Here is an 18,403-nt window from a genome sequence, read left to right as displayed (position 1 = left end):
AGTCTCTCGCCTATTTGAAAAAACCTGCTCCCGTGTCAAGGATCTTGTCGTCGATCTCGCCGATGGCTTTCTTGTCCTTGCCGTCATAGTCAAGCGTCAGCAGAATGTGACGGATAAGGTTCAGGCGCGCCCGCCGCTTGTCGTTGGCGCGGATGACGGTCCATGGCGCATGATCGGTATGGGTTTCCTCCAGCATGCGATCGCGCTTTTCGCTGTAATCCTTCCATTTCGGCAGGGCGGCGATATCCATCGAGGAAAGTTTCCAGACCGCGCGCGGATCGTGGCGCCGGTCGTGGAAGCGCTTCAGCTGCATCTCCCGGCCGATATCGAGATAGAATTTGAAGAAATGGATGCCGTCCTGGACGATGAGCTTTTCCATCCTGGGGGCTTGCTTCAGGAACTGCTCGTATTGCTGCGGGGTGCAGAAGCCCATGACCGGCTCGACACCCGCGCGGTTGTACCATGAGCGGTCGAACAGCACGAATTCGCCTGCAGTCGGGAACTGGGCGACATAGCGCTGGAAATACCATTGGCCGGCCTCGCGATCCGTCGGCTTGGTCAGTGCCACAACGCGCGCAAGGCGAGGGTTCATGTGGGCCGACGTTGCGGCGATCGATCCGCCCTTGCCAGCCGCGTCGCGCCCTTCGAAGAGTGCCATCACCCGCTTGCCGGTCGCCTGCAGCCAGAACTGCACCTTGATGAGCTCGATCTGCAGCACCTTCAGCTCGTCCAGATAGTCCTCCTCCTTGAGCTTCTTCTTGTAGGGATAGTCGCCTGATGTCAGCGCTTCCTCGTCGATCCAGTTCGGCAGAACGGGATCGTCGACATCGAACATGCGCTTTGTGCCACGGATATCCAGCTCCACCGCACGGCTTTCGGCTTCCTCTCCCATAGATCGGCTCCTCGTTGTTTACGCCTCGTTAATCCTGCCGCTCGGCTGCGGCAAAAAGCTCTTCGGGGAAATTGGAGCTTTTATCCAATAGTTTCAAGCCCTTTGCCCACTTCCTCTTTTGCCGGCTACATTTATTATTGTCAGTTGCCGGCTTCTGTGGATAGAGCCGAATACTTCTGTCATGAATCACGTCTAAGACGCGGAATCCAGCATTCCATGACGGTAGGCGAAGGGACGGGCGCATTTGGAAGACGAATGGTCATTTGTCAGGAAGTTGGCGGCGCGGCTGCGGCAAGAGGTTGCCATCCTCATCTTGGCGACGCTCGTCGCCATATTCGCGCTCATTGAAGGCATCAATACCAGCGCCGTATTCTGGATCTGGATCATCGTCATGATCGTCACGCTGCTGCGCCCGCCGCTGGTGGAGCGCGTGGCGGTGCCGTCGCAGGTTAAGCCGGCGCCCGTCGATCCGCAGGCACTGCTGCATACCGTTTTTTCAGGGTTGGCGGCGCTCGATATGCCGGCGCTGATCATCGACCGGGAGGCATCCGTGCTGCTCCAAAATGCCGCCGTCGAAAAAGCCTTCGGCGCGTTTCCGCTCGGCGCCCATATTTCTTCGAAGCTGCGCTCGCCGGCCCTCCTCGACATGGTTCGCGAAACCATCGCCACCAACACGCCGAACCAGATCGAGCATTCCGAGCGCCTGCCCTCGGAGCGGGTCTATATCGTCCGCATCGCGCCCATCGACGTGCCGGAGACCGATGCGCCGCAGGAAGCGTTTTTCCTGCTCTCCTTCCGCGATATATCCGAGCTGCGCCATATCGATCGCATGCGCTCCGATTTCGTCGCCAATGCCAGCCATGAATTGCGCACGCCGCTCGCGTCGCTGCGGGGCTTCATCGAGACGATCCAGGGGCCTGCCAAATCGGATCCGAAGGCTCAGCAGCGCTTCCTTGGAATCATGCTGGACCAGACGACGCGCATGAGCCGGCTGGTCGACGACCTGCTGTCGCTGTCCAGGCTGGAGCTGAAGTCGCATATCGCGCCGGATCAGAAGGTGGATCTGGTGCCGCTGCTCGGCCACGTGCGCGACTCGCTGCTTCCCCTTGCCGGAGATCTCGACGTCTCGATCAACCTGCATTTGCCGGCCGGCAAGGTCGAGGTATCGGGCGATCGCGACGAGCTGGTGCAAGTCTTCGAAAACCTGATCGAGAACGCCTGCAAATACGGTCAGGAAGGCAAGGCGGTCGATGTTTCGGTCCGGATCGACGCGGGCCAGGCCGTCGAGGTCGTCATCTCCGACAAGGGGCCGGGGATTCCCGCGGAACATGTGCCGCGTCTGACCGAGCGCTTCTATCGCGTAAACGTTGAGGACAGCCGCTCCAAGAAGGGCACTGGTCTCGGGCTTGCCATCGTCAAGCACATTCTCACCCGCCATCGCGCCAGATTGATCGTCAAGTCCGAAGTGGGGAAGGGAACCGACTTTACGGTCCGTTTCTGAAAGCTTCTGTGAATCCCCCATTTCCGGTCAGATTTATCTTAACAATATCAGGTAGATGAACTGTCATAATTGTTTCACTCGCCTGACATAAAAGGGCGGTGTTTTCGCCGGTAAGAATGGATCGCTGAAAAGGTGGATGTGGCGTCCGCCGCGGCGCTCTTCAAAGCTCATTAGGGGATTCATTATGAACGCTTTGAAATTATCCATTCTTGCGCTGGTTGCGTCGGCTCCTTTTTCAGGTGCTGCCGAGGCGCGCGATCAAATTCAGATCGCCGGCTCATCCACGGTATTTCCGTATGCCAAGATCGTCGCCGAGTCCTTTGGCGAGACCTTTACCAACTTCAAGACCCCCGTTGTGGAGTCCGGCGGCTCCGGAGCCGGCCTGAAGGAATTCTGTAAGGGTGTGGGAACGGATTCCATCGATATCGCCAATTCGTCGCGCCCGATCAAGGACGGTGAAGTCCAAGCCTGCAAGGCTGCCGGCGTCGCGGACATCCAGCAGATCAAGATCGGCTATGACGGCATCGTTTTCGCCTTCGACAAGAGCAATCCGGACATCAAGTTCGGGCCGGTCGATCTCTACGAGGCGCTGGCTGCCGAGGTGGTCGTCGATGGCAAGCTGGTTACCAACCCCTACAAGAAGTGGTCCGAGATCAATCCGTCGCTGCCGGATTTCGAAATATCAGCCTATATTCCGGGCGAGAAGCACGGCACGCGAGAAGTCTTCGAGGAAAAGGTGCTTGCAGCCGGTTGCAAGACCTCCGGCGCGGTTGATGTGATCAAGGCTGCGGTCAAGGCTGCCGACCAGCAGGCCGAAAAGTGCATTGCCGTGCGCAAGGACGGTGTTGCGGTCGATATCGACGGCGACTATCCCGAGACGCTGGCACGCATCAATGCCAACAAGCACGGTATCGGTGTTTTCGGCCTCTATTTCTTCCAGAATAATGCCGACAAGCTGAGGGTCGCCACCGTCAGCGGCATCGTGCCCTCGGGTCAGACGATTGCCGATGGCACCTATCCTGTGTCGCGTCCGCTGTTCTTCTACGTCAAGAAAGCCCATCTGGGTGTCATCCCCGGGCTCAAGGAATATGTCGATTTCTTCACGAGCGATCAGATGATCGGACCGGACAGCCCGCTGGCGGAGTATGGCCTCGTGCCGGCGCCGGATACCGAGCGCGACCGGATCCGCAAGGATTTCGCGGACGGGAAGATCATGTGAATGCGTAAGGACTGAGCGGCGGCGCGGCCCGATGGCTGCGCCGGCGTTCGCCGGGGAATGGGAATGAGTGTATCGCTACTGCTGCTGTGCCTGTCGGTCATCGGCGCCTTTGCTTTCATGCTGGGGCGGGTGAGAGCGGCTGCGCTGTCGGGCGGCAGATCTTCGTCCATGCATTCCCGGCTCGGCTATCACGGTGCCTATGCCGCCATCTGGGCGGTGCTTCCGGCGCTGGCGCTCGTTTGCGCCTGGCTCATCGTCAGTCCCATCGTCATCGATCGCCTGGTGACGAAATCCTTTCCGGAGGAGGTAAAGTCTCTGCCGCAGGCGGAGCTCAATCTCAGCTACGGCATGGTGCGCAGCATCGCCCGCGGCATGCGTCTACTGGAGAGCCAGGAGCTTGCCGAAGTCGCCGGCGGCACGGCCGACCTGCAATTGCTGCTGGCGCAGAAGGGGGTGCCGCTCGCGGTCCGCCCGACCGGCTACATGGTCGATGCTGCCAACAAATACAACGGCATGCGCGAAATCAGCCGGATGGTGATGTCCGCAGTCGCGATCCTTTTGTCGCTGCTTTGCGCGCTCTACGGCTTGCGCGTCATCGCTCCGCGTTTCCGCGCCCGCAACCGCGTCGAACAGGTGGTTCTCGGCGCGCTGATCGTCGCATCCTCCATTGCCGTGCTGACGACGGTCGGGATCGTCGTTTCGATGCTTTCGGAAGCGGCGCGTTTCTTCAGCATGGTGCCTGCCAGGGAGTTCTTTTTCGGAACGGTGTGGGATCCGCGCTTCGCCGGCGCCGGCTCGCTGACGTCGGGCACCTTCGGTCTGATCCCGCTGCTGGCGGGCACGATCTATATCGGCTTCGTCGCGATGCTCTTCGCCGTGCCCATCGGCCTGTTCGCCGCGATCTACATGGCCGAATATGCCTCGGCGCGCGTTCGGTCCATCGCCAAACCGATGCTGGAGGTTCTGGCCGGCATTCCGACGATCGTCTACGGTTTCTTCGCCCTCGTCACCGTCGGTCCCTTCCTCAGGGACATTTCGGCCGAGATCGATGGTCTGTTGACGGGACGTTACGGAAGCTTCATCGAGGCTCAGAGCGTGATGACGGCGGGCTTCGTCATGGGCGTCATGCTCATCCCTTACGTCTCCTCGCTGTCGGACGATATCATCATGGCCGTGCCGCGGTCGCTCCGAGACGGCTCGCTCGGTCTCGGCGCCACCCGCTCGGAAACGGTCAAGCGCGTTCTGCTGCCGGCAGCGCTTCCGGGCATCGTCGGCGCCCTGTTGATGACCGCCTCGCGCGCGATCGGTGAAACGATGATCGTGGTGCTGGCTGCCGGCGTTGCCGCGCGTATGCAGATCGATCCCTTCGAGCCCATGACCACCGTGACCGTGAAGATCGTCAATCAGCTGACCGGCGACCTGGAGTTCACTTCACCGCAGACGCTCGTTGCCTTTGCGCTCGGCATTACCCTGTTCTGCCTGACGCTGTGCCTCAATGTCTATGCTCTCTACATCGTCCGCCGCTACAGGGAGCAATACGAATGAGCGGCATCGTATCCTCCCCCGTGCCGAATATGCCGCGCGGGCTCACGCCGGGCGCTCCGGCACGGCGTGATATCGGCATCAAGCGGCGCTATGCCGCCGAGCGTCGCTTCCGCGCCTATGGCGTCACGGCCGTTATCTTCGGCCTCGTCTTCCTTGCCATCTTGGTGTCGACCGTGGTGCGCACCGGCTACACCGCCTTTGTTCAGACATCGATCACCCTGCCGATCGAATTCACCGAGAAGGTGATCGACCCCACGGCCAAGCGGACCACCGATCCGAAGGTGCTGATATCGGCCAATTATCCGGTTCTGGTGCGTGACGCGCTGGTCAAAGCCTTGGATATCGATCCCGCCAATCGTGCACTCGTCCGCGAGGCGACGGCGATGGTGTCTGAGGGTGCCAGGATCGCGTTGCGCGACAAGGTCGTCGCGAACCCCTCGATCGTAGGGATAACGCAGAACGTTACTTTTCTTGCCAGTGCCAATATCGATTCCGCCAACAAGGGGCAGATCGATCTGACCGTCGACGAGAAGGACCGTAAGGTGTCCGACCGGCAGGTCGCCTGGATGAAGCAGCTCAGCGAAAGCGGAGCCCTGTACAAGGCGTTCAATACCGGTCTCTTCGTGTCGGGCAATTCCAGCCGCCCGGAAGCCGCCGGTCTCGGCGTTGCGCTGATCGGCTCGCTCTATCTGATGCTGACCGTACTCGTGCTCGCTCTGCCGGTCGGCGTCGCCGCCTCGATCTATCTGGAGGAATTCGCGCCGAAGAACCGGCTGACGGATCTGATCGAAGTCAATATCAACAATCTCGCCGCCGTGCCTTCCATCGTCTACGGCTTGCTGGGCCTCTCGGTCTTCATCAACATGATGGGGCTGCCGCGCTCGGCCTCGCTCGTCGGCGGGCTGGTGCTGAGCCTGATGACGCTGCCGATGATCATTATCGCCACGCGTTCGGCGCTACGCGCCGTGCCGCCGTCGATCCGCAGCGCCGCGCTTGGCCTCGGCGCATCGCGCATGCAGGTGGTCTTCCATCATGTCCTGCCGCTCGCCATGCCAGGCATCCTGACGGGCACTATCCTCGGGCTTGCCCATGCGCTCGGGGAGACGGCGCCGCTGCTCTTGATCGGCATGGTCGCCTTCGTCGCCAATTATCCGACATCGCCTCTCGATCCTTCGACGGCGCTGCCGGTGCAGATCTACATGTGGGCGAGCGAGGCCGAGCGCGCCTTCGTCGAAAGAACGTCCGGCGCCATTATCGTCCTGCTCTTCTTCCTCGTCGCGATGAACATCGGCGCCATCCTGCTGCGTCGCCGCTTCGAGCGGCGCTGGTAGGGAGGGCCGGGGAATGAACATGATGAGCGAAGCCGCAAGCGAAAGAGCCTTGGCCAAGAAGATGACTACGATCCCTTATAAGATGATCGGCCAGGACGTTTCGGTCTTCTATGGGGACAAGCGCGCGCTCTTCGACGTCAACCTGAAGATCCGCGCCAATACGGTGACGGCGCTCATCGGCCCTTCCGGCTGCGGCAAGTCCACCTTCCTGCGCTGCCTCAATCGCATGAACGACACGATCGAGACGTGCCGGGTGACGGGCAAGATCACGCTCGACGATCAGGATGTCTACGACAACAGCATCGATGTCGTGGAATTGCGCGCGCGCGTCGGCATGGTCTTCCAGAAGCCCAACCCGTTTCCCAAGTCGATCTATGAAAACGTCGCCTACGGGCCGCGCATCCATGGCCTGCACCGTTCCAAGGCCGATCTCGACCATATCGTCGAGACCAGCCTGCAGAAGGCGGGCCTGTGGGGCGAGGTCAAGGACAGGCTCCACGATGCCGGCACGAGCCTTTCGGGCGGTCAGCAGCAGCGCCTGTGCATCGCACGCGCCGTTGCCGTCAGTCCGGAAGTCATCCTCATGGACGAGCCGTGCTCGGCGCTCGATCCGATCGCAACGGCAAAGGTCGAGGATCTCATTCACGAGCTGCGGGAAAACTTCACGATCGTCATCGTGACGCATTCCATGCAGCAGGCAGCCCGCGTTTCGCAGCGCACCGCAATGTTCCATCTCGGCCATCTGGTTGAGGAGAACGATACCGATAAAATGTTCACCAATCCCGACGATTACCGCACGCAGGATTACATCATGGGCCGTTTTGGTTGATGATATCAGGCGCTCGGACCCTTTCACACAGTTCACCTTGAGGATAGAAAAATGGTCTCCACTCACATTCTCTCTGCTTACGACGAAGACCTGAAGTTCCTGACGCGCCGCATTGCGGAAATGGGCGGCCTGGCCGAGCAGATGGTCAGCGACAGCGTCCGCGCACTGGTCCAAAGCGACACTGCTCTTGCGCAGAAGGTCATCTCCGACGACGTCATCCTCGATCATGCCGAGCGCGAAGTCGGCGACAAGGCCATCGTCACCATCGCCCGTCGCCAGCCTATGGCTGCCGACCTGCGCGAGATCATGGGCTCGATCCGCATCGCTTCCGATCTGGAGCGCGTCGGCGACCTCGGCAAGAACACCGCAAAGCGTGTCATCGCCGTTCAGGGCGGCGTTCCGCGCCGTCTCGCCCGCGGCATCGAGCATCTCTCCGAACTGGCGCTCAGCCAGCTGAAGGAAGTTCTGGACGTTTATGCCACCCGTTCGCCCGACAAGGCTGTGTCGATCCGCGAGCGCGACGAGGAAATCGACGCCATGTACACCTCGCTCTTCCGCGAGATGCTGACCTACATGATGGAAGATCCGCGCAACATCACCACCTGCACGCATCTTCTCTTCTGCGCCAAGAACATCGAGCGCATCGGCGACCATGCCACCAACATCGCCGAGACGATCTATTACATGGCGACCGGCGCCCAGCCAGAAGGCGAGCGCCCGAAGGATGATACCGCCAATACCGTCGGCGCGGTGACGGAATAATCTGGAAGCGAAAAGGGAGACCAAAGGCGCATGGTTCCGAGAGTTGCTGTTGTAGAAGACGAGGAAGCGCTAAGCGTTCTGCTGCGCTACAATCTCGAGGCCGAAGGCTTCGAGGTCGACACGATCCTCAGAGGCGATGAGGCCGAGCTGCGTCTCCAGGAGCGCATTCCCGATCTCCTGATCCTCGACTGGATGCTCCCCGGCGTGTCCGGCATCGAACTCTGCCGCCGGCTGCGTATGCGGCCGGAGACGGAGCGCCTGCCGATCATCATGCTGACGGCCCGAGGGGAGGAGAGCGAGCGCGTGCGCGGGCTTTCCACCGGCGCGGACGATTACGTCGTCAAGCCGTTCTCGACGCCGGAGCTGATGGCCCGTGTCAAGGCGATGCTGCGGCGTGCCCGTCCGGAGGTTCTCTCCACGGTGCTGCGTTGCGGGGATATCGAGCTGGACCGCGAAACCCATCGCGTTCATCGCAAAAGCCGCGAAGTGCGGTTGGGGCCGACGGAGTTCCGCCTGCTGGAATTCCTGATGTCCTCGCCGGGCCGCGTCTTCTCGCGCTCGCAGCTGCTGGACGGCGTATGGGGGCATGATATCTATGTCGACGAACGCACCGTCGACGTGCATGTCGGTCGCCTGCGCAAGGCGCTCAACTTCTCCAATATGCAGGATGTCATCCGTACCGTTCGCGGCGCGGGCTACTCCATGGAAGCCTGAGCGGCGATACCCGGTCAGGCATCGACATAGCGGCGGAAATAGAAAACGGGCCTCAATGGCCCGTTTCTTTTATCTCAGCTTTGGGGACATATCAGCCGCGCGGTTGAGCCGGCCGGCGCCGCTCATGCACCGGCTGGTAGGCCAGGCGCTGGTGGTAGCCGCAATAGGGCGATGCATCCGGGCTCTCGTTGCCGCAGAAGTGGAAATCGTCCTTCAGCGGGTCGCCGACGGGCCACTTGCAGGTGCGTTCCGTAAGCTCGGTCAGGCCGAGACGCCGGGAGATCGGAACGACGACGTTGGCAGCCGGACGATACCGGATCTCGTTGACGGCATCGATCTCGACCTCTTCCTTGAGCATGGTTGCGCCCTGCTGGCGGGTAACCGTGCGGGTTGCGACACGAGACGCGTAATTCGGCGCGCGCGGTGCCGCGCTGCTGCGCTTCGGCGTGCGTGCCGCAGCCGCCGTGCCGCCCGCCTTCGCTCGGCCAGGAAGGTTCAGGCGATGCACCTTGCCGATGACGGCATTACGGCTCACGCCGCCAAGCTGCGCCGCAATCTGGCTGGCGCTCAACCCTTCGGACCATAGCTTTTTCAGCTTCTCGACGCGTTCGTCTGTCCAATTCATGCCCTGTCTCCGCTGTCGCGTTTCCGATGGCAGAATCCCTCACCATTGCCTCGCATGGGATCGAGGCGCGAAACGCTCTAAAATTGTGGTGACTAGTTCCGCCGCATGCAGTCTAGCAATTGATTTTTAACCTAGTGTGAGGCTGACTCCGTGACAAGAGTCGCGGGAATCTTGAGGAATCGATTTCGAGGTTTTCCCCAACTTGCTGCCCCGGCGTGGCATTTCTGCAATAGGCAGTGCCGAACGCATCCCTTTTGGCCGACAGCGCTTTCTCGCACCTGCTAAACGCCAGTTTTGTTGACATCGCGGTGCAAAACATCAATAGTGGCCAGGCCGCCGCAAGGCGGCTTTTGATTTTTTCGGACCCGTTTCATCAAGTGGAAGCGATTGGTCCTTAGGGTTGTGATCGAGGAGATATGCCATGGCAGAGACCGCGCCGCTTTACGATACCTATCTGCGTGCTCCGCTGCGGTTCGAGCGAGGCGAGGGCGTCTGGCTGGTTACCGAAAACGGCGAGCGCTACCTCGATTTCGCAGCCGGCGTGGCAGTCAATTCGCTCGGTCATGCCCATCCTCATCTGGTCGCCGAGCTGAAGGCGCAGGCCGACAAGGTCTGGCACCTGTCCAACCTCTATGAAGTGCCCGGGCAGGAAAAGCTGTCGAAGCGGCTGACGGACGTTACCTTCGCCGACAAGGTCTTCTTCACCAATTCGGGTGCAGAGGCGCTGGAATGCGCCATCAAGACGGCGCGGCGCTATCAATTCGCCAAGGGGCATCCTGAAAAGTTCCACATCATCACCTTCGAAGGCGCCTTCCACGGGCGTACCATCGCGACGATCGCCGCCGGCGGCCAGGAGAAATACATCGAAGGCTTCGGCCCGAAGGCGCCGGGTTTCGATCAGGTGCCGTTCGGCGATCTCGATGCCGTTCGCGCCGCCATCACCGATGCGACGGCCGCGATCCTGATCGAGCCGGTGCAGGGCGAGGGCGGTATTCGTCCCGCGACCAACGAATTCCTGCGCGGCCTGCGCGAGATCTGCGACGAGCACGGCCTGCTGCTGGTTCTTGATGAAGTGCAATGCGGCGTCGGCCGCACGGGCAAGCTCTTCGCCCATGAATGGGCCGGGATCAAGCCTGACATCATGGCCGTTGCCAAGGGTATCGGTGGCGGCTTCCCGCTCGGTGCCTGTCTTGCGACGGCGGAAGCCGCCTCGGGCATGAAGGCGGGTACGCATGGCTCGACCTATGGCGGCAATCCGCTTGCCATGGCGGTCGGCAATGCCGTGCTCGATATCGTGCTCGCTGAAGGTTTCCTGCAGCATGTCCGCGATATCGCGCTGGTCTTCCGCCAGGGTCTCGCCTCGCTGAAGGACCGTTTTCCCGATATCATCGAGGATGTTCGCGGCGAAGGCCTGATGCTCGGCGTCAAGGCGGCCATTCCGCAGGCGGAGCTGCTGCAGGCGATCCGCGCCGAGCACCTGCTTGGCGTCCCGGCCGGCGACAACGTCATCCGTCTCCTGCCGCCGCTGGTCGTCACCGCCGACGAAGCACGCGAAGGTCTGGCTCGCCTTGAGCGCGCCGCCGAGCGCGCACGCGCAGCCCGCGTCAAGAAATCGGCTTGAGTTCAACGCCCGCAGCCGGGGCGATTACTGCGCCGCGCGTCGAGGCGACGCGCAAAGGATGCAGTAACATTTAGGGATCGCATAAGCTTTCCTTAAATCGGTGCCGATTTAAGGGCTTATGCGTGCCCCACGCGGGTTTTTTCTGGAGTACAGGTAAGGACATGGCTTCTCCGAAACACTTTCTCGACCTCTCTGCCGTTCCGGCTGCCGATTTGCGCGATATCATCGACGATGCGATCGTGCGAAAGCAGGCATTGAAGGCTGGCACGGCCGATAAGCCGCTGGACGGCAAGATGCTGGCGATGATCTTCGAGAAGCCGTCCACCCGAACCCGCGTTTCCTTCGATGTCGGTATGCGCCAGCTAGGTGGCGAGACGCTGTTCCTCTCCGGCACCGAAATGCAGCTCGGCCGCGCCGAGACGATCGGCGACACGGCGAAGGTGCTGTCGCGCTATGTCGATGCGATCATGATCCGCACGACCGATCACTCGCGCCTGCTGGAACTCGCCGAACATGCGACTGTACCGGTCATCAATGCGCTGACCGACGACACGCATCCGTGCCAGATCATGGCCGACATCATGACCTTCGAAGAGCATCGCGGCCCGATCAAGGGCAAGACGCTGGCCTGGACGGGCGACGGCAACAACGTGCTGCATTCGCTGATCGAAGGTGCCGCCCGTTTCGGCTATCGCATGAATATGGCGGTACCCCTTGGTTCCGAGCCGAAGGATCACTATCTGAACTGGGCCCGCAACCAGGGCGCCGAAATCATGCTCTCGCATGATGCCGACCGTGCGGTCGCCGGTGTCGATTGCGTGGTAACCGATACCTGGGTTTCCATGAATCAGGAACACCGGGCCCGCGGTCACAACGTCTTCCAGCCCTATCAGGTCAATAAGGCTTTGATGGCACAGGCCGGCAAAGACGCGTTGTTCATGCATTGCCTGCCCGCTCATCGCGGGGAGGAGGTGACGGACGAGGTGATCGATGGTCCGCAATCCGTTGTCTTCGATGAGGCGGAAAACCGCCTTCATGCGCAAAAGTCGATTCTTGCTTGGTGCCTGGGCGCAATCTGAGGATATGAAGCCGCGTCTCAAGGGCGCGGGCGCAGTAGGAGTAAAGCAATGGCTGAAAACGCCGCCTCGCTGGGTCAGTTTGATTTCGCCGGTGACGATCATGTCGTGCCCTTCCAGGTGGAAGGTCTTGACGTGCGCGGCCGCGCCGTGCAGCTTGGTCCGCTATTGGACACCATTCTCGCCCGGCACGACTATCCGATGCCGGTTGCGCGGCTGCTGGCCGAGGCCATCGTCCTGACCGTGCTGCTTGGCACCTCGCTGAAGTTCGAAGGCAAGTTCACCGTGCAGACGAAGAGCGACGGGCCGGTCGACCTCCTGGTCGCCGATTTCTCGACGCCGGAAAACGTTCGTGCCTATGCCCGCTTCGATGAGGAGGCATTGGCAAAGGCGGTGGCCGAAGGGCGTACCGAGCCCGAGCAGCTGCTGGGCAAGGGCGTGCTCGCCTTCACCATCGATCAGGGTCGCTTCAGCCAGCCCTATCAGGGCATCGTCGCGCTTGACGGCGCTTCGCTCGAGGAGATTGCCGGCACTTATTTCCGCCAGTCGGAACAGATTCCGACGCGGGTGCGCCTCGGTGCGGCCGAGCTCTTCGATCGCGATGGCGACGGTAAGCCGCGTCATCGTTGGCGGGCCGGCGGCCTGATTGCGCAGTTCCTGCCGGAGGCTCCGGAGCGCATGCGCCAGCCGGACCTGCATGGCGGCGACGGCGATACCGGCCTTCGCGCTCATGTCGAGGACGATGCCTGGGCGGAAGCACGCAGCCTGGTGGAAACCATCGATGCCGACGAGTTGACGGATCCGCAGGTCGGCACCGAGCGGCTTCTCTATCGCCTGTTCCACGAGCGCGGCGTGCGCGTCTACGAGCCGAAGGCGGTTTTCGATCGCTGTTCGTGCTCGCGCGACAAGCTGAAGGGCGTGTTGAAGGGCTTCACGGCCGAGGAGATCGAGGCGAGCCAGGACAATGGCGAAATCGCCGTGACCTGCGAATTCTGCTCGACCACCTACCGCTTCGAAGCGTCCGAGATTGAAGCGGCTTGATGCCACTCTGGAGCATTGCCAGGAAAAGTGCGCAGCGGTTTTCCGTCCGGAATGCGTAGCGAAACAAGAAGATAGGGTGTTTTCGCGATTCGAAGAAAAGCGGAAGGGCTTTAGTTCAGCGTGCGCAGCAGGTTCGGCGTATCCAGCGAGAAGGCGGGGATCTTGACATGGAAGAGCTCCCCGTCGTCCGTCTCCATCTGATAGTGGCCGAACATCATGCCTGACGGCGTGTCCAGCGGGCAGCCGGAAGAATATTCGTAGGTATCGCCGGGTTTCAGGTGCGGTTGTTCACCGACCACGCCGGGGCCGGTCACCTCATCCACGATGCCGTTCATATCGGTGATGTGCCAGTAGCGCGTCACCAGCTTGACGGCTGTTTTGGAATGGTTGGAAATGACGATGCGGTATCCCCAGACATAGCGATCGTCATCCGGATCGGATTGCTCCTCCAGATAGAACGGCTCCACTACTACCTCTATGTCGCGTGTCAGGGCGCGATACATGCCTGATACCTTGCCACTTCCTGAAACGTCGAGGGGCCTCTTCAAGCCTCATTGCCGCTTCTACATTTCCAAGTTCGCGGCATATTATCCGCTTTCCACCACTCCCGCAAAGTGCGGATGTCTAGCGGTATCCTATAACCGGCTCCCTCCGTCAAGGAACGGCGTGTTGAAAAGTCGCGCGAGCGGATAGAGCTTTCCGGCATTTAGCTATTACAGCTAATAACGAAGGTTAACGAAGCGTCGAGAGAAGTATCTAAAATTGCCTGTCATTTGGTCTTGTCTACTTTGAAGCCGCTCCCTTCGTCTTTGGCGAGCGGAAACGCTTGCCGCGACTAAAGGTGCACTTGCAAGTTGCCCGTCGCAACTACCGTCCCCTGATCAAAATCTCCAGCTCATATAATTCCTGATTTCATCTTATGTTCCCCGGGGAGGGTATGACCGCAATTCTCCTCTGAAAGAATTTCGGCTATCATCTGATTCTGGCATTGCCCATGCCTCCCCCCTCCATCCGGGAAAGTATATTTCATGCGGGGCCGTCGATATCCAAACCGACTGTTTGAGCGCCTGGCATAAGGAGGGGTTGCGGTCACTGCTCGCAATAGGAGGTTTATATGAGGCTTTCCGCCCCTGTTTATCATTTGAAGCGCAAGGCGAGGCTCTTGTCCCGCCAGCAGAATATCCCCTTGCATGCCGCGCTGGATCGCATCGCGGCCGGCGAAGGTTTTGGAGGCTGGAGTTTGCTTGCAAACAAAACCAACACAGCTGTACCTGTCAGTGAGTTGTATTCGCGTTTACGTCCGGGCGATCTGGTGCTGATCGGCGCTCGGCGCGGTCACGGCAAGACCCTGATGAGCCTGAGGCTCGCCGTCGAAGCTATGAAGGCTGGCAATCGCGGTGTCTTCTTCACGCTGGAAGACACGGAAAAGGTCGTTCTGGACCGCTTTCCTGTCATCGGTGCCGATCATGCGGAATTTGCTGATCTATTCGAATTCGATAATTCGGATGCCATCAGCGCCGACTATATCGTCGGGAGGTTGGCCGGGGCGCCGCGCGGCACGCTGGCAGTGGTCGATTTTCTGCAGCTGCTCGACCAGAAGCGGGAAAAGCCGGAACTGATGATCCAGGTTCAGACACTGAGGGCGTTTGCGCGCGCCAGAGGCGTGATCGTCGTCTTTGTCTCGCAGATCGATCGCTCTTATGATCCGGCGCAGAAACCCTTGCCCGATCTTTCGGACGTCCGCCTGCCGAATCCGCTGGATCTCAAGCTGTTCGACAAGATGGTCTTCCTGAACAACGGTCTGGTCGAGTTCAAGGCCGCCAGCTGACGAGCTGTCATTGCCCGACGAGGGCAGGTCGAGCCGCCCAGAGAAAATCTGGGCGGCTCGATTGATATCAGGCGGAAACCTGCGCGAGCGCGCGGGCGAAATCCTCGACCAGATCCGCGCCGTCTTCGATGCCGGCGGAGAAGCGCACCGTTCCCGGTGAAATGCCGAGTTCGGCCCGCGCTTCGTCGGTGAGGTTCTTGTGCGTCGTGGTGGCCGGATGGGTGATCAGGCTCTTGCTGTCGCCGAGATTGTTGGAGATCTTCACGATATCAAGCGCGTTTTGCAGCTTGAAGGCCGCTTCCTTGCCGCCCTTCAGCTCAAAGGCGACGAGGGTCGAGCCGCCGCTCATCTGCTTGGCGATGATATCGGCCTGCGGGTGGTCCTTGCGGCCGGGATAGATCACGCGGGCGACCTTGCTAGTCTGCTCGGCGAGGAAGTCGGCAACCTTTGAGGCATTCGCCGTCTGCTGCGCAACACGCAGCGGCAACGTCTCGATGCCTTTCAGCAGCGTCCAGGCGGTGAAAGGGGACATGGCCGGGCCGGTATGGCGGAAATAGTCCTGCAGGTTCTCGTCGATCCACTGCTTGTCGGAGAGGATGACACCGCCGAGTGAGCGGCCCTGGCCGTCGATGTGCTTGGTGGCGGAGTAGACGACGATATGGGCGCCAAGTTCCAGCGGCTTCTGGAAGAGCGGCGTCGCGAACACGTTGTCGACCACGACCTTGGCGCCGATCTGATTGGCAAGCTTGGCCACCGCAGCGATGTCAACGACTTCCAGCGTCGGATTGGTCGGGCTCTCAAGGAAGAAGACCTTGGTGTTCGGTCGAACAGCCTTTTCCCAGTTCTCGACGAAACGGCCATCGACCAGCGTGCATTCGATGCCGTATTTCGGCGCAAGCGTCTCGACGACCCAGCGGCAGGAGCCGAAGAGGGCGCGGGCTGCGACGATATGATCGCCGGCCTTCAGCTGGCAGAGAATGGCGGCGGTGACGGCAGCCATGCCCGAAGCGGTGGCGCGGGCATCTTCAGCGCCTTCCAGGGCGCACATGCGCTTCTCGAACATGTCGTTGGTGGGACTGCCGTAGCGGGCGTAGATGAAGCCATCAGTCTCGCCCTTGAAGCGGGCTTCCGCTGCTTCCGACGTGTCGTAGACGAAGCCCTGGGTCAGGTAGATTGCTTCGGAGGTCTCGCCGAATTGCGAGCGGAGCGTTCCGCCGTGGACGAGTTGGGTTGCGGGGCGCCAAGTCTTGCTCATGCCATCACCACTTTCAAAACAAAAAAACCGGCCGCAATTGCAGACCGGTTTTCAACCCGGTCTTTTTAGCCACTTGTTTAACGTGGCTGCAAGCCGACCGGCCAAATCACCACGGGATAAGTTGCAATACTGCCGTTGACCGCTTGCGTCAATTCCCTGAGTTTGGTTTTGTCTGCGACAAATTACTGCCCGCGCGTCCGTCTGGATGGGCAGCAGCATTTTGAACGGCGCCCAACCCGGCAGATCTATTCTCGACTTGCTGGCGGATGCACTGGGCCGGTTGAGGCACTGGGAAAGAGGCATGATGGCTCGCAATACTGGAATTCTGGCCGATCGCGCCATCGCGGCGCTCTTTGAAACGGGGCGGCTGACGAGCGAGAGGGAGCTGGATGTCGATCAGATCCAGCCGGCAAGCCTTGACCTTCGGCTTAGCGCCCATGCCTTCCGCGTTCGCGCCAGTTTTATGCCCGGCCCGTCGCATCTCGTCGCCGACAAGCTCGACCGGCTGAAGCTGCACGTTATCGACCTTTCCGAAGGTGCCGTGCTGGAAACCGGCTGCGTCTATATTGTGCCGCTGATGGAGCGCCTCGATCTGCCGGCCGACATGTCGGCATCGGCCAATCCGAAGAGTTCGACCGGCCGCCTCGATATCTTCACCCGCGTCATCACTGACCGGGCGCAGGAGTTCGACAAGATCCCGGCCGGCTATTCCGGCCCGCTCTATCTCGAAATCAGCCCGCGCACCTTCCCGATCGTCGTTCGCCGCGGCTCGCGCCTGTCGCAGATCCGCTTCCGTGTAGGCCAGGCCCTGCTCACCGAGCCGGAATTGCTGGCGCTGCATGAAACCGAGACGCTGGTCGCCAGCAAGAAGCCTAATATCACCGGCGGCGGCATTGCGCTGTCGATCGATCTTGCCGGCGACAAGGAAGGCCTGATCGGTTATCGCGGCAAGCACCACACGGCCGTCGTCGATGTCGACAAGAAGGCCCAGCACGATATCTTCGATTTCTGGGAGCCGCTCTATAGCCGTGGCCGCACGGAACTGATCCTCGATCCCGACGAATTCTACATCCTCGTTTCGCGTGAGGCGGTGCATGTGCCGCCGCATTTTGCCGCCGAGATGACGCCATTCGATCCGCTGGTCGGCGAATTCCGCGTCCACTATGCCGGCTTCTTCGATCCGGGCTTCGGCCATGCGCCGGCCGGCGGCCGCGGCAGTCGCGCCGTGCTGGAGGTGCGCAGCCACGAAGTGCCCTTCATTCTGGAAGACGGCCAGATCGTCGGGCGCCTGATCTACGAACACATGCTGGAACAGCCAAGCAGCCTCTACGGCTCCGGCCTCGGTTCGAACTATCAGGCACAGGGCCTGAAGCTCTCGAAGCACTTCCGGCTCTGATCAGTCGCCGATCGGCCTTGACAGAGGCCGGCAACTGTTGGACATCTCAGGGTGTCAGGCGGGTGTAGCTCAATGGTAGAGCAGCAGCTTCCCAAGCTGAATACGAGGGTTCGATTCCCTTCACCCGCTCCAATTTTTCATGTTATTCATATGCTTAGCCGATGGACCATGCTGTTTTGTGGCGCTGTGCCGCAAGCCAGGGCGGCCGGGTGATGAAAGCTGTTGTTCAATTCGCCCGCGGCGATTAGAGCAATTCCAGGAAAAGTGCGTAGCGGTTTTCCGTCCGGAATTGCGAGAAAACAAAGAGATAGAGCGGTTCAGCTTATCACTGCCCACGGTACACGACATTAATGGTGAGAACGGAATGATGTGGTTGAATTGAAGATTCTTCGCCAAAAGGATCTTCGCTTATGACACCGCTTCATGCCGCTCTCATCGAGACGTTAGGCCGCCATTTTCTTCTGGGCAAGAGCCGTCTGTTGACGCTTGCCGTGCTGATTGCCGGCCTTGTCCAGTCGCGCACCGTCAACCTTTCGCATCTGGCCGTGCATATGTCGGGACCGGCGTGCTATGCCTCGAAGTATCGCCGCCTGCAGCGCTTCTTCCAGTTCGTCCGCCTCGACCAGGCCGTGGCGGCCCGTCTGGTGGTTTCCATGCTCAATTTGGATCGCCCCAAGATGCTGGCGCTTGACCGCACCAACTGGAAGTTCGGGTCGCGCAATATCAACATTCTGCTGCTGGCGATCGTGACCCGCCGCTTTCGGGTGC

16 protein-coding genes, 1 tRNA gene, 1 pseudogene and 1 riboswitch are annotated in these 18,403 nt (G+C 60.6%); of the genes and pseudogenes, 14 read left to right on the top strand and 4 right to left on the bottom strand.

Annotated features, from left to right (window positions below):
• Nucleotides 1–10: 10 nt before the first annotated feature.
• Nucleotides 11–892, bottom strand: coding sequence for a polyphosphate kinase 2 (gene ppk2, locus HGP16_RS16605; RefSeq protein WP_168841128.1), 882 nt, complete (start codon nucleotides 890–892; stop codon nucleotides 11–13).
• A 244-nt stretch (nucleotides 893–1,136) separates the two neighbouring features.
• Between ppk2 and phoR the strand changes: the two genes are divergently transcribed.
• The 7 genes from phoR to phoB all read left to right on the top strand — a co-directional run bounded on the left by phoR (nucleotide 1,137) and on the right by phoB (nucleotide 8,793).
• A complete protein-coding gene (gene phoR / locus HGP16_RS16600) occupies nucleotides 1,137–2,393 on the top strand; it encodes a phosphate regulon sensor histidine kinase PhoR (protein ID WP_168841127.1) in 1,257 nt (418 codons plus the stop codon).
• 184 nt (nucleotides 2,394–2,577) lie between these two features.
• Nucleotides 2,578–3,612: a substrate-binding domain-containing protein gene (locus HGP16_RS16595; RefSeq protein ID WP_168841126.1), complete on the top strand. Its 1,035-nt coding sequence runs from the start codon at nucleotides 2,578–2,580 to the stop codon at nucleotides 3,610–3,612.
• A 63-nt stretch (nucleotides 3,613–3,675) separates the two neighbouring features.
• On the top strand, nucleotides 3,676–5,157 hold the full coding sequence (pstC, locus tag HGP16_RS16590) for a phosphate ABC transporter permease subunit PstC (protein ID WP_168841125.1): 1,482 nt from the start codon (nucleotides 3,676–3,678) through the stop codon (nucleotides 5,155–5,157).
• Nucleotides 5,154–6,488: a phosphate ABC transporter permease PstA gene (gene pstA / locus HGP16_RS16585; protein WP_168841124.1), complete on the top strand. Its 1,335-nt coding sequence runs from the start codon at nucleotides 5,154–5,156 to the stop codon at nucleotides 6,486–6,488. Before pstC ends, pstA begins: the two co-directional genes overlap by 4 nt.
• A 13-nt stretch (nucleotides 6,489–6,501) precedes the next feature.
• Nucleotides 6,502–7,317 carry a phosphate ABC transporter ATP-binding protein PstB gene (pstB, locus tag HGP16_RS16580; RefSeq protein ID WP_168841123.1) on the top strand — a complete coding sequence of 272 codons (816 nt, stop codon included), beginning with the start codon at nucleotides 6,502–6,504 and terminating at the stop codon, nucleotides 7,315–7,317.
• 51 nt (nucleotides 7,318–7,368) lie between these two features.
• Entirely contained in the window at nucleotides 7,369–8,079 is a 711-nt protein-coding gene (gene phoU, locus HGP16_RS16575; protein ID WP_149632977.1) for a phosphate signaling complex protein PhoU, read from the top strand.
• Between the two features lie 30 nt (nucleotides 8,080–8,109).
• Entirely contained in the window at nucleotides 8,110–8,793 is a 684-nt protein-coding gene (phoB, locus tag HGP16_RS16570; RefSeq protein WP_004128368.1) for a phosphate regulon transcriptional regulator PhoB, read from the top strand.
• Nucleotides 8,794–8,884: 91 nt separating this feature from the next.
• Here the strand turns inward: phoB and HGP16_RS16565 are convergent, their stop codons facing one another.
• A complete protein-coding gene (locus HGP16_RS16565; protein ID WP_168841122.1) occupies nucleotides 8,885–9,418 on the bottom strand; it encodes a GcrA family cell cycle regulator in 534 nt (177 codons plus the stop codon).
• 421 nt (nucleotides 9,419–9,839) lie between these two features.
• Between HGP16_RS16565 and HGP16_RS16560 the strand changes: the two genes are divergently transcribed.
• The 3 genes from HGP16_RS16560 (at nucleotide 9,840) to HGP16_RS16550 (ending at nucleotide 13,156) form a co-directional block, all read left to right on the top strand.
• Nucleotides 9,840–11,039 (top strand): aspartate aminotransferase family protein, encoded by a 1,200-nt coding sequence (locus HGP16_RS16560; protein ID WP_168841121.1) that lies wholly within the window; start codon nucleotides 9,840–9,842, stop codon nucleotides 11,037–11,039.
• Nucleotides 11,040–11,200: 161 nt separating this feature from the next.
• A complete protein-coding gene (gene argF, locus HGP16_RS16555; protein WP_168841120.1) occupies nucleotides 11,201–12,118 on the top strand; it encodes an ornithine carbamoyltransferase in 918 nt (305 codons plus the stop codon).
• 48 nt (nucleotides 12,119–12,166) lie between these two features.
• Nucleotides 12,167–13,156 carry an Hsp33 family molecular chaperone gene (locus tag HGP16_RS16550; protein ID WP_168841119.1) on the top strand — a complete coding sequence of 330 codons (990 nt, stop codon included), beginning with the start codon at nucleotides 12,167–12,169 and terminating at the stop codon, nucleotides 13,154–13,156.
• A gap of 110 nt (nucleotides 13,157–13,266) precedes the next feature.
• On the opposite strand, the gene apaG is transcribed toward HGP16_RS16550, so the two are convergent.
• Nucleotides 13,267–13,659 (bottom strand): Co2+/Mg2+ efflux protein ApaG, encoded by a 393-nt coding sequence (apaG, locus tag HGP16_RS16545; RefSeq protein ID WP_120662911.1) that lies wholly within the window; start codon nucleotides 13,657–13,659, stop codon nucleotides 13,267–13,269.
• Between the two features lie 611 nt (nucleotides 13,660–14,270).
• On the opposite strand from apaG, the gene HGP16_RS16540 reads away from it, so the two are divergent.
• Nucleotides 14,271–14,984 carry a DNA helicase gene (locus tag HGP16_RS16540; protein WP_168841118.1) on the top strand — a complete coding sequence of 238 codons (714 nt, stop codon included), beginning with the start codon at nucleotides 14,271–14,273 and terminating at the stop codon, nucleotides 14,982–14,984.
• Nucleotides 14,985–15,051: 67 nt separating this feature from the next.
• On the opposite strand, the gene HGP16_RS16535 is transcribed toward HGP16_RS16540, so the two are convergent.
• On the bottom strand, nucleotides 15,052–16,239 hold the full coding sequence (locus HGP16_RS16535; protein ID WP_168841117.1) for an O-succinylhomoserine sulfhydrylase: 1,188 nt from the start codon (nucleotides 16,237–16,239) through the stop codon (nucleotides 15,052–15,054).
• Between the two features lie 44 nt (nucleotides 16,240–16,283).
• Nucleotides 16,284–16,362, bottom strand: a riboswitch (SAM riboswitch).
• A gap of 178 nt (nucleotides 16,363–16,540) precedes the next feature.
• Here HGP16_RS16535 and HGP16_RS16530 point away from each other — a divergent pair.
• The 3 genes and pseudogenes from HGP16_RS16530 to HGP16_RS16520 form a co-directional block, all read left to right on the top strand.
• Nucleotides 16,541–17,635 carry a 2'-deoxycytidine 5'-triphosphate deaminase gene (locus tag HGP16_RS16530; protein ID WP_168841116.1) on the top strand — a complete coding sequence of 365 codons (1,095 nt, stop codon included), beginning with the start codon at nucleotides 16,541–16,543 and terminating at the stop codon, nucleotides 17,633–17,635.
• A 58-nt stretch (nucleotides 17,636–17,693) separates the two neighbouring features.
• Nucleotides 17,694–17,767 (top strand) — tRNA-Gly (locus HGP16_RS16525).
• A gap of 278 nt (nucleotides 17,768–18,045) precedes the next feature.
• A pseudogene (locus HGP16_RS16520) lies at nucleotides 18,046–18,403 on the top strand (hypothetical protein); the annotation flags it as partial.

The sequence above is a fragment of the Rhizobium sp. P40RR-XXII genome, assembly GCF_012641405.1.
Taxonomy (GTDB): domain Bacteria; phylum Pseudomonadota; class Alphaproteobacteria; order Rhizobiales; family Rhizobiaceae; genus Rhizobium.
This window is presented reverse-complemented; position numbering and strand designations above follow the sequence as displayed.

Bases quoted from the DNA above. Each gene is read 5' to 3' on its own strand.
- ppk2 (WP_168841128.1), bottom strand. From the start codon at position 892: ATGGGAGAGGAAGCCGAAAGCCGTGCGGTGGAGCTGGATATCCGTGGC.
- HGP16_RS16595 (WP_168841126.1), top strand. From the start codon at position 2,578: ATGAACGCTTTGAAATTATCCATTCTTGCGCTGGTTGCGTCGGCTCCT.
- pstC (WP_168841125.1), top strand. From the start codon at position 3,676: ATGAGTGTATCGCTACTGCTGCTGTGCCTGTCGGTCATCGGCGCCTTT.
- pstA (WP_168841124.1), top strand. From the start codon at position 5,154: ATGAGCGGCATCGTATCCTCCCCCGTGCCGAATATGCCGCGCGGGCTC.
- pstB (WP_168841123.1), top strand. From the start codon at position 6,502: ATGAACATGATGAGCGAAGCCGCAAGCGAAAGAGCCTTGGCCAAGAAG.
- phoU (WP_149632977.1), top strand. From the start codon at position 7,369: ATGGTCTCCACTCACATTCTCTCTGCTTACGACGAAGACCTGAAGTTC.
- phoB (WP_004128368.1), top strand. From the start codon at position 8,110: ATGGTTCCGAGAGTTGCTGTTGTAGAAGACGAGGAAGCGCTAAGCGTT.
- HGP16_RS16565 (WP_168841122.1), bottom strand. From the start codon at position 9,418: ATGAATTGGACAGACGAACGCGTCGAGAAGCTGAAAAAGCTATGGTCC.
- HGP16_RS16560 (WP_168841121.1), top strand. From the start codon at position 9,840: ATGGCAGAGACCGCGCCGCTTTACGATACCTATCTGCGTGCTCCGCTG.
- argF (WP_168841120.1), top strand. From the start codon at position 11,201: ATGGCTTCTCCGAAACACTTTCTCGACCTCTCTGCCGTTCCGGCTGCC.
- HGP16_RS16550 (WP_168841119.1), top strand. From the start codon at position 12,167: ATGGCTGAAAACGCCGCCTCGCTGGGTCAGTTTGATTTCGCCGGTGAC.
- apaG (WP_120662911.1), bottom strand. From the start codon at position 13,659: ATGTATCGCGCCCTGACACGCGACATAGAGGTAGTAGTGGAGCCGTTC.
- HGP16_RS16540 (WP_168841118.1), top strand. From the start codon at position 14,271: ATGAGGCTTTCCGCCCCTGTTTATCATTTGAAGCGCAAGGCGAGGCTC.
- HGP16_RS16535 (WP_168841117.1), bottom strand. From the start codon at position 16,239: ATGAGCAAGACTTGGCGCCCCGCAACCCAACTCGTCCACGGCGGAACG.
- HGP16_RS16530 (WP_168841116.1), top strand. From the start codon at position 16,541: ATGATGGCTCGCAATACTGGAATTCTGGCCGATCGCGCCATCGCGGCG.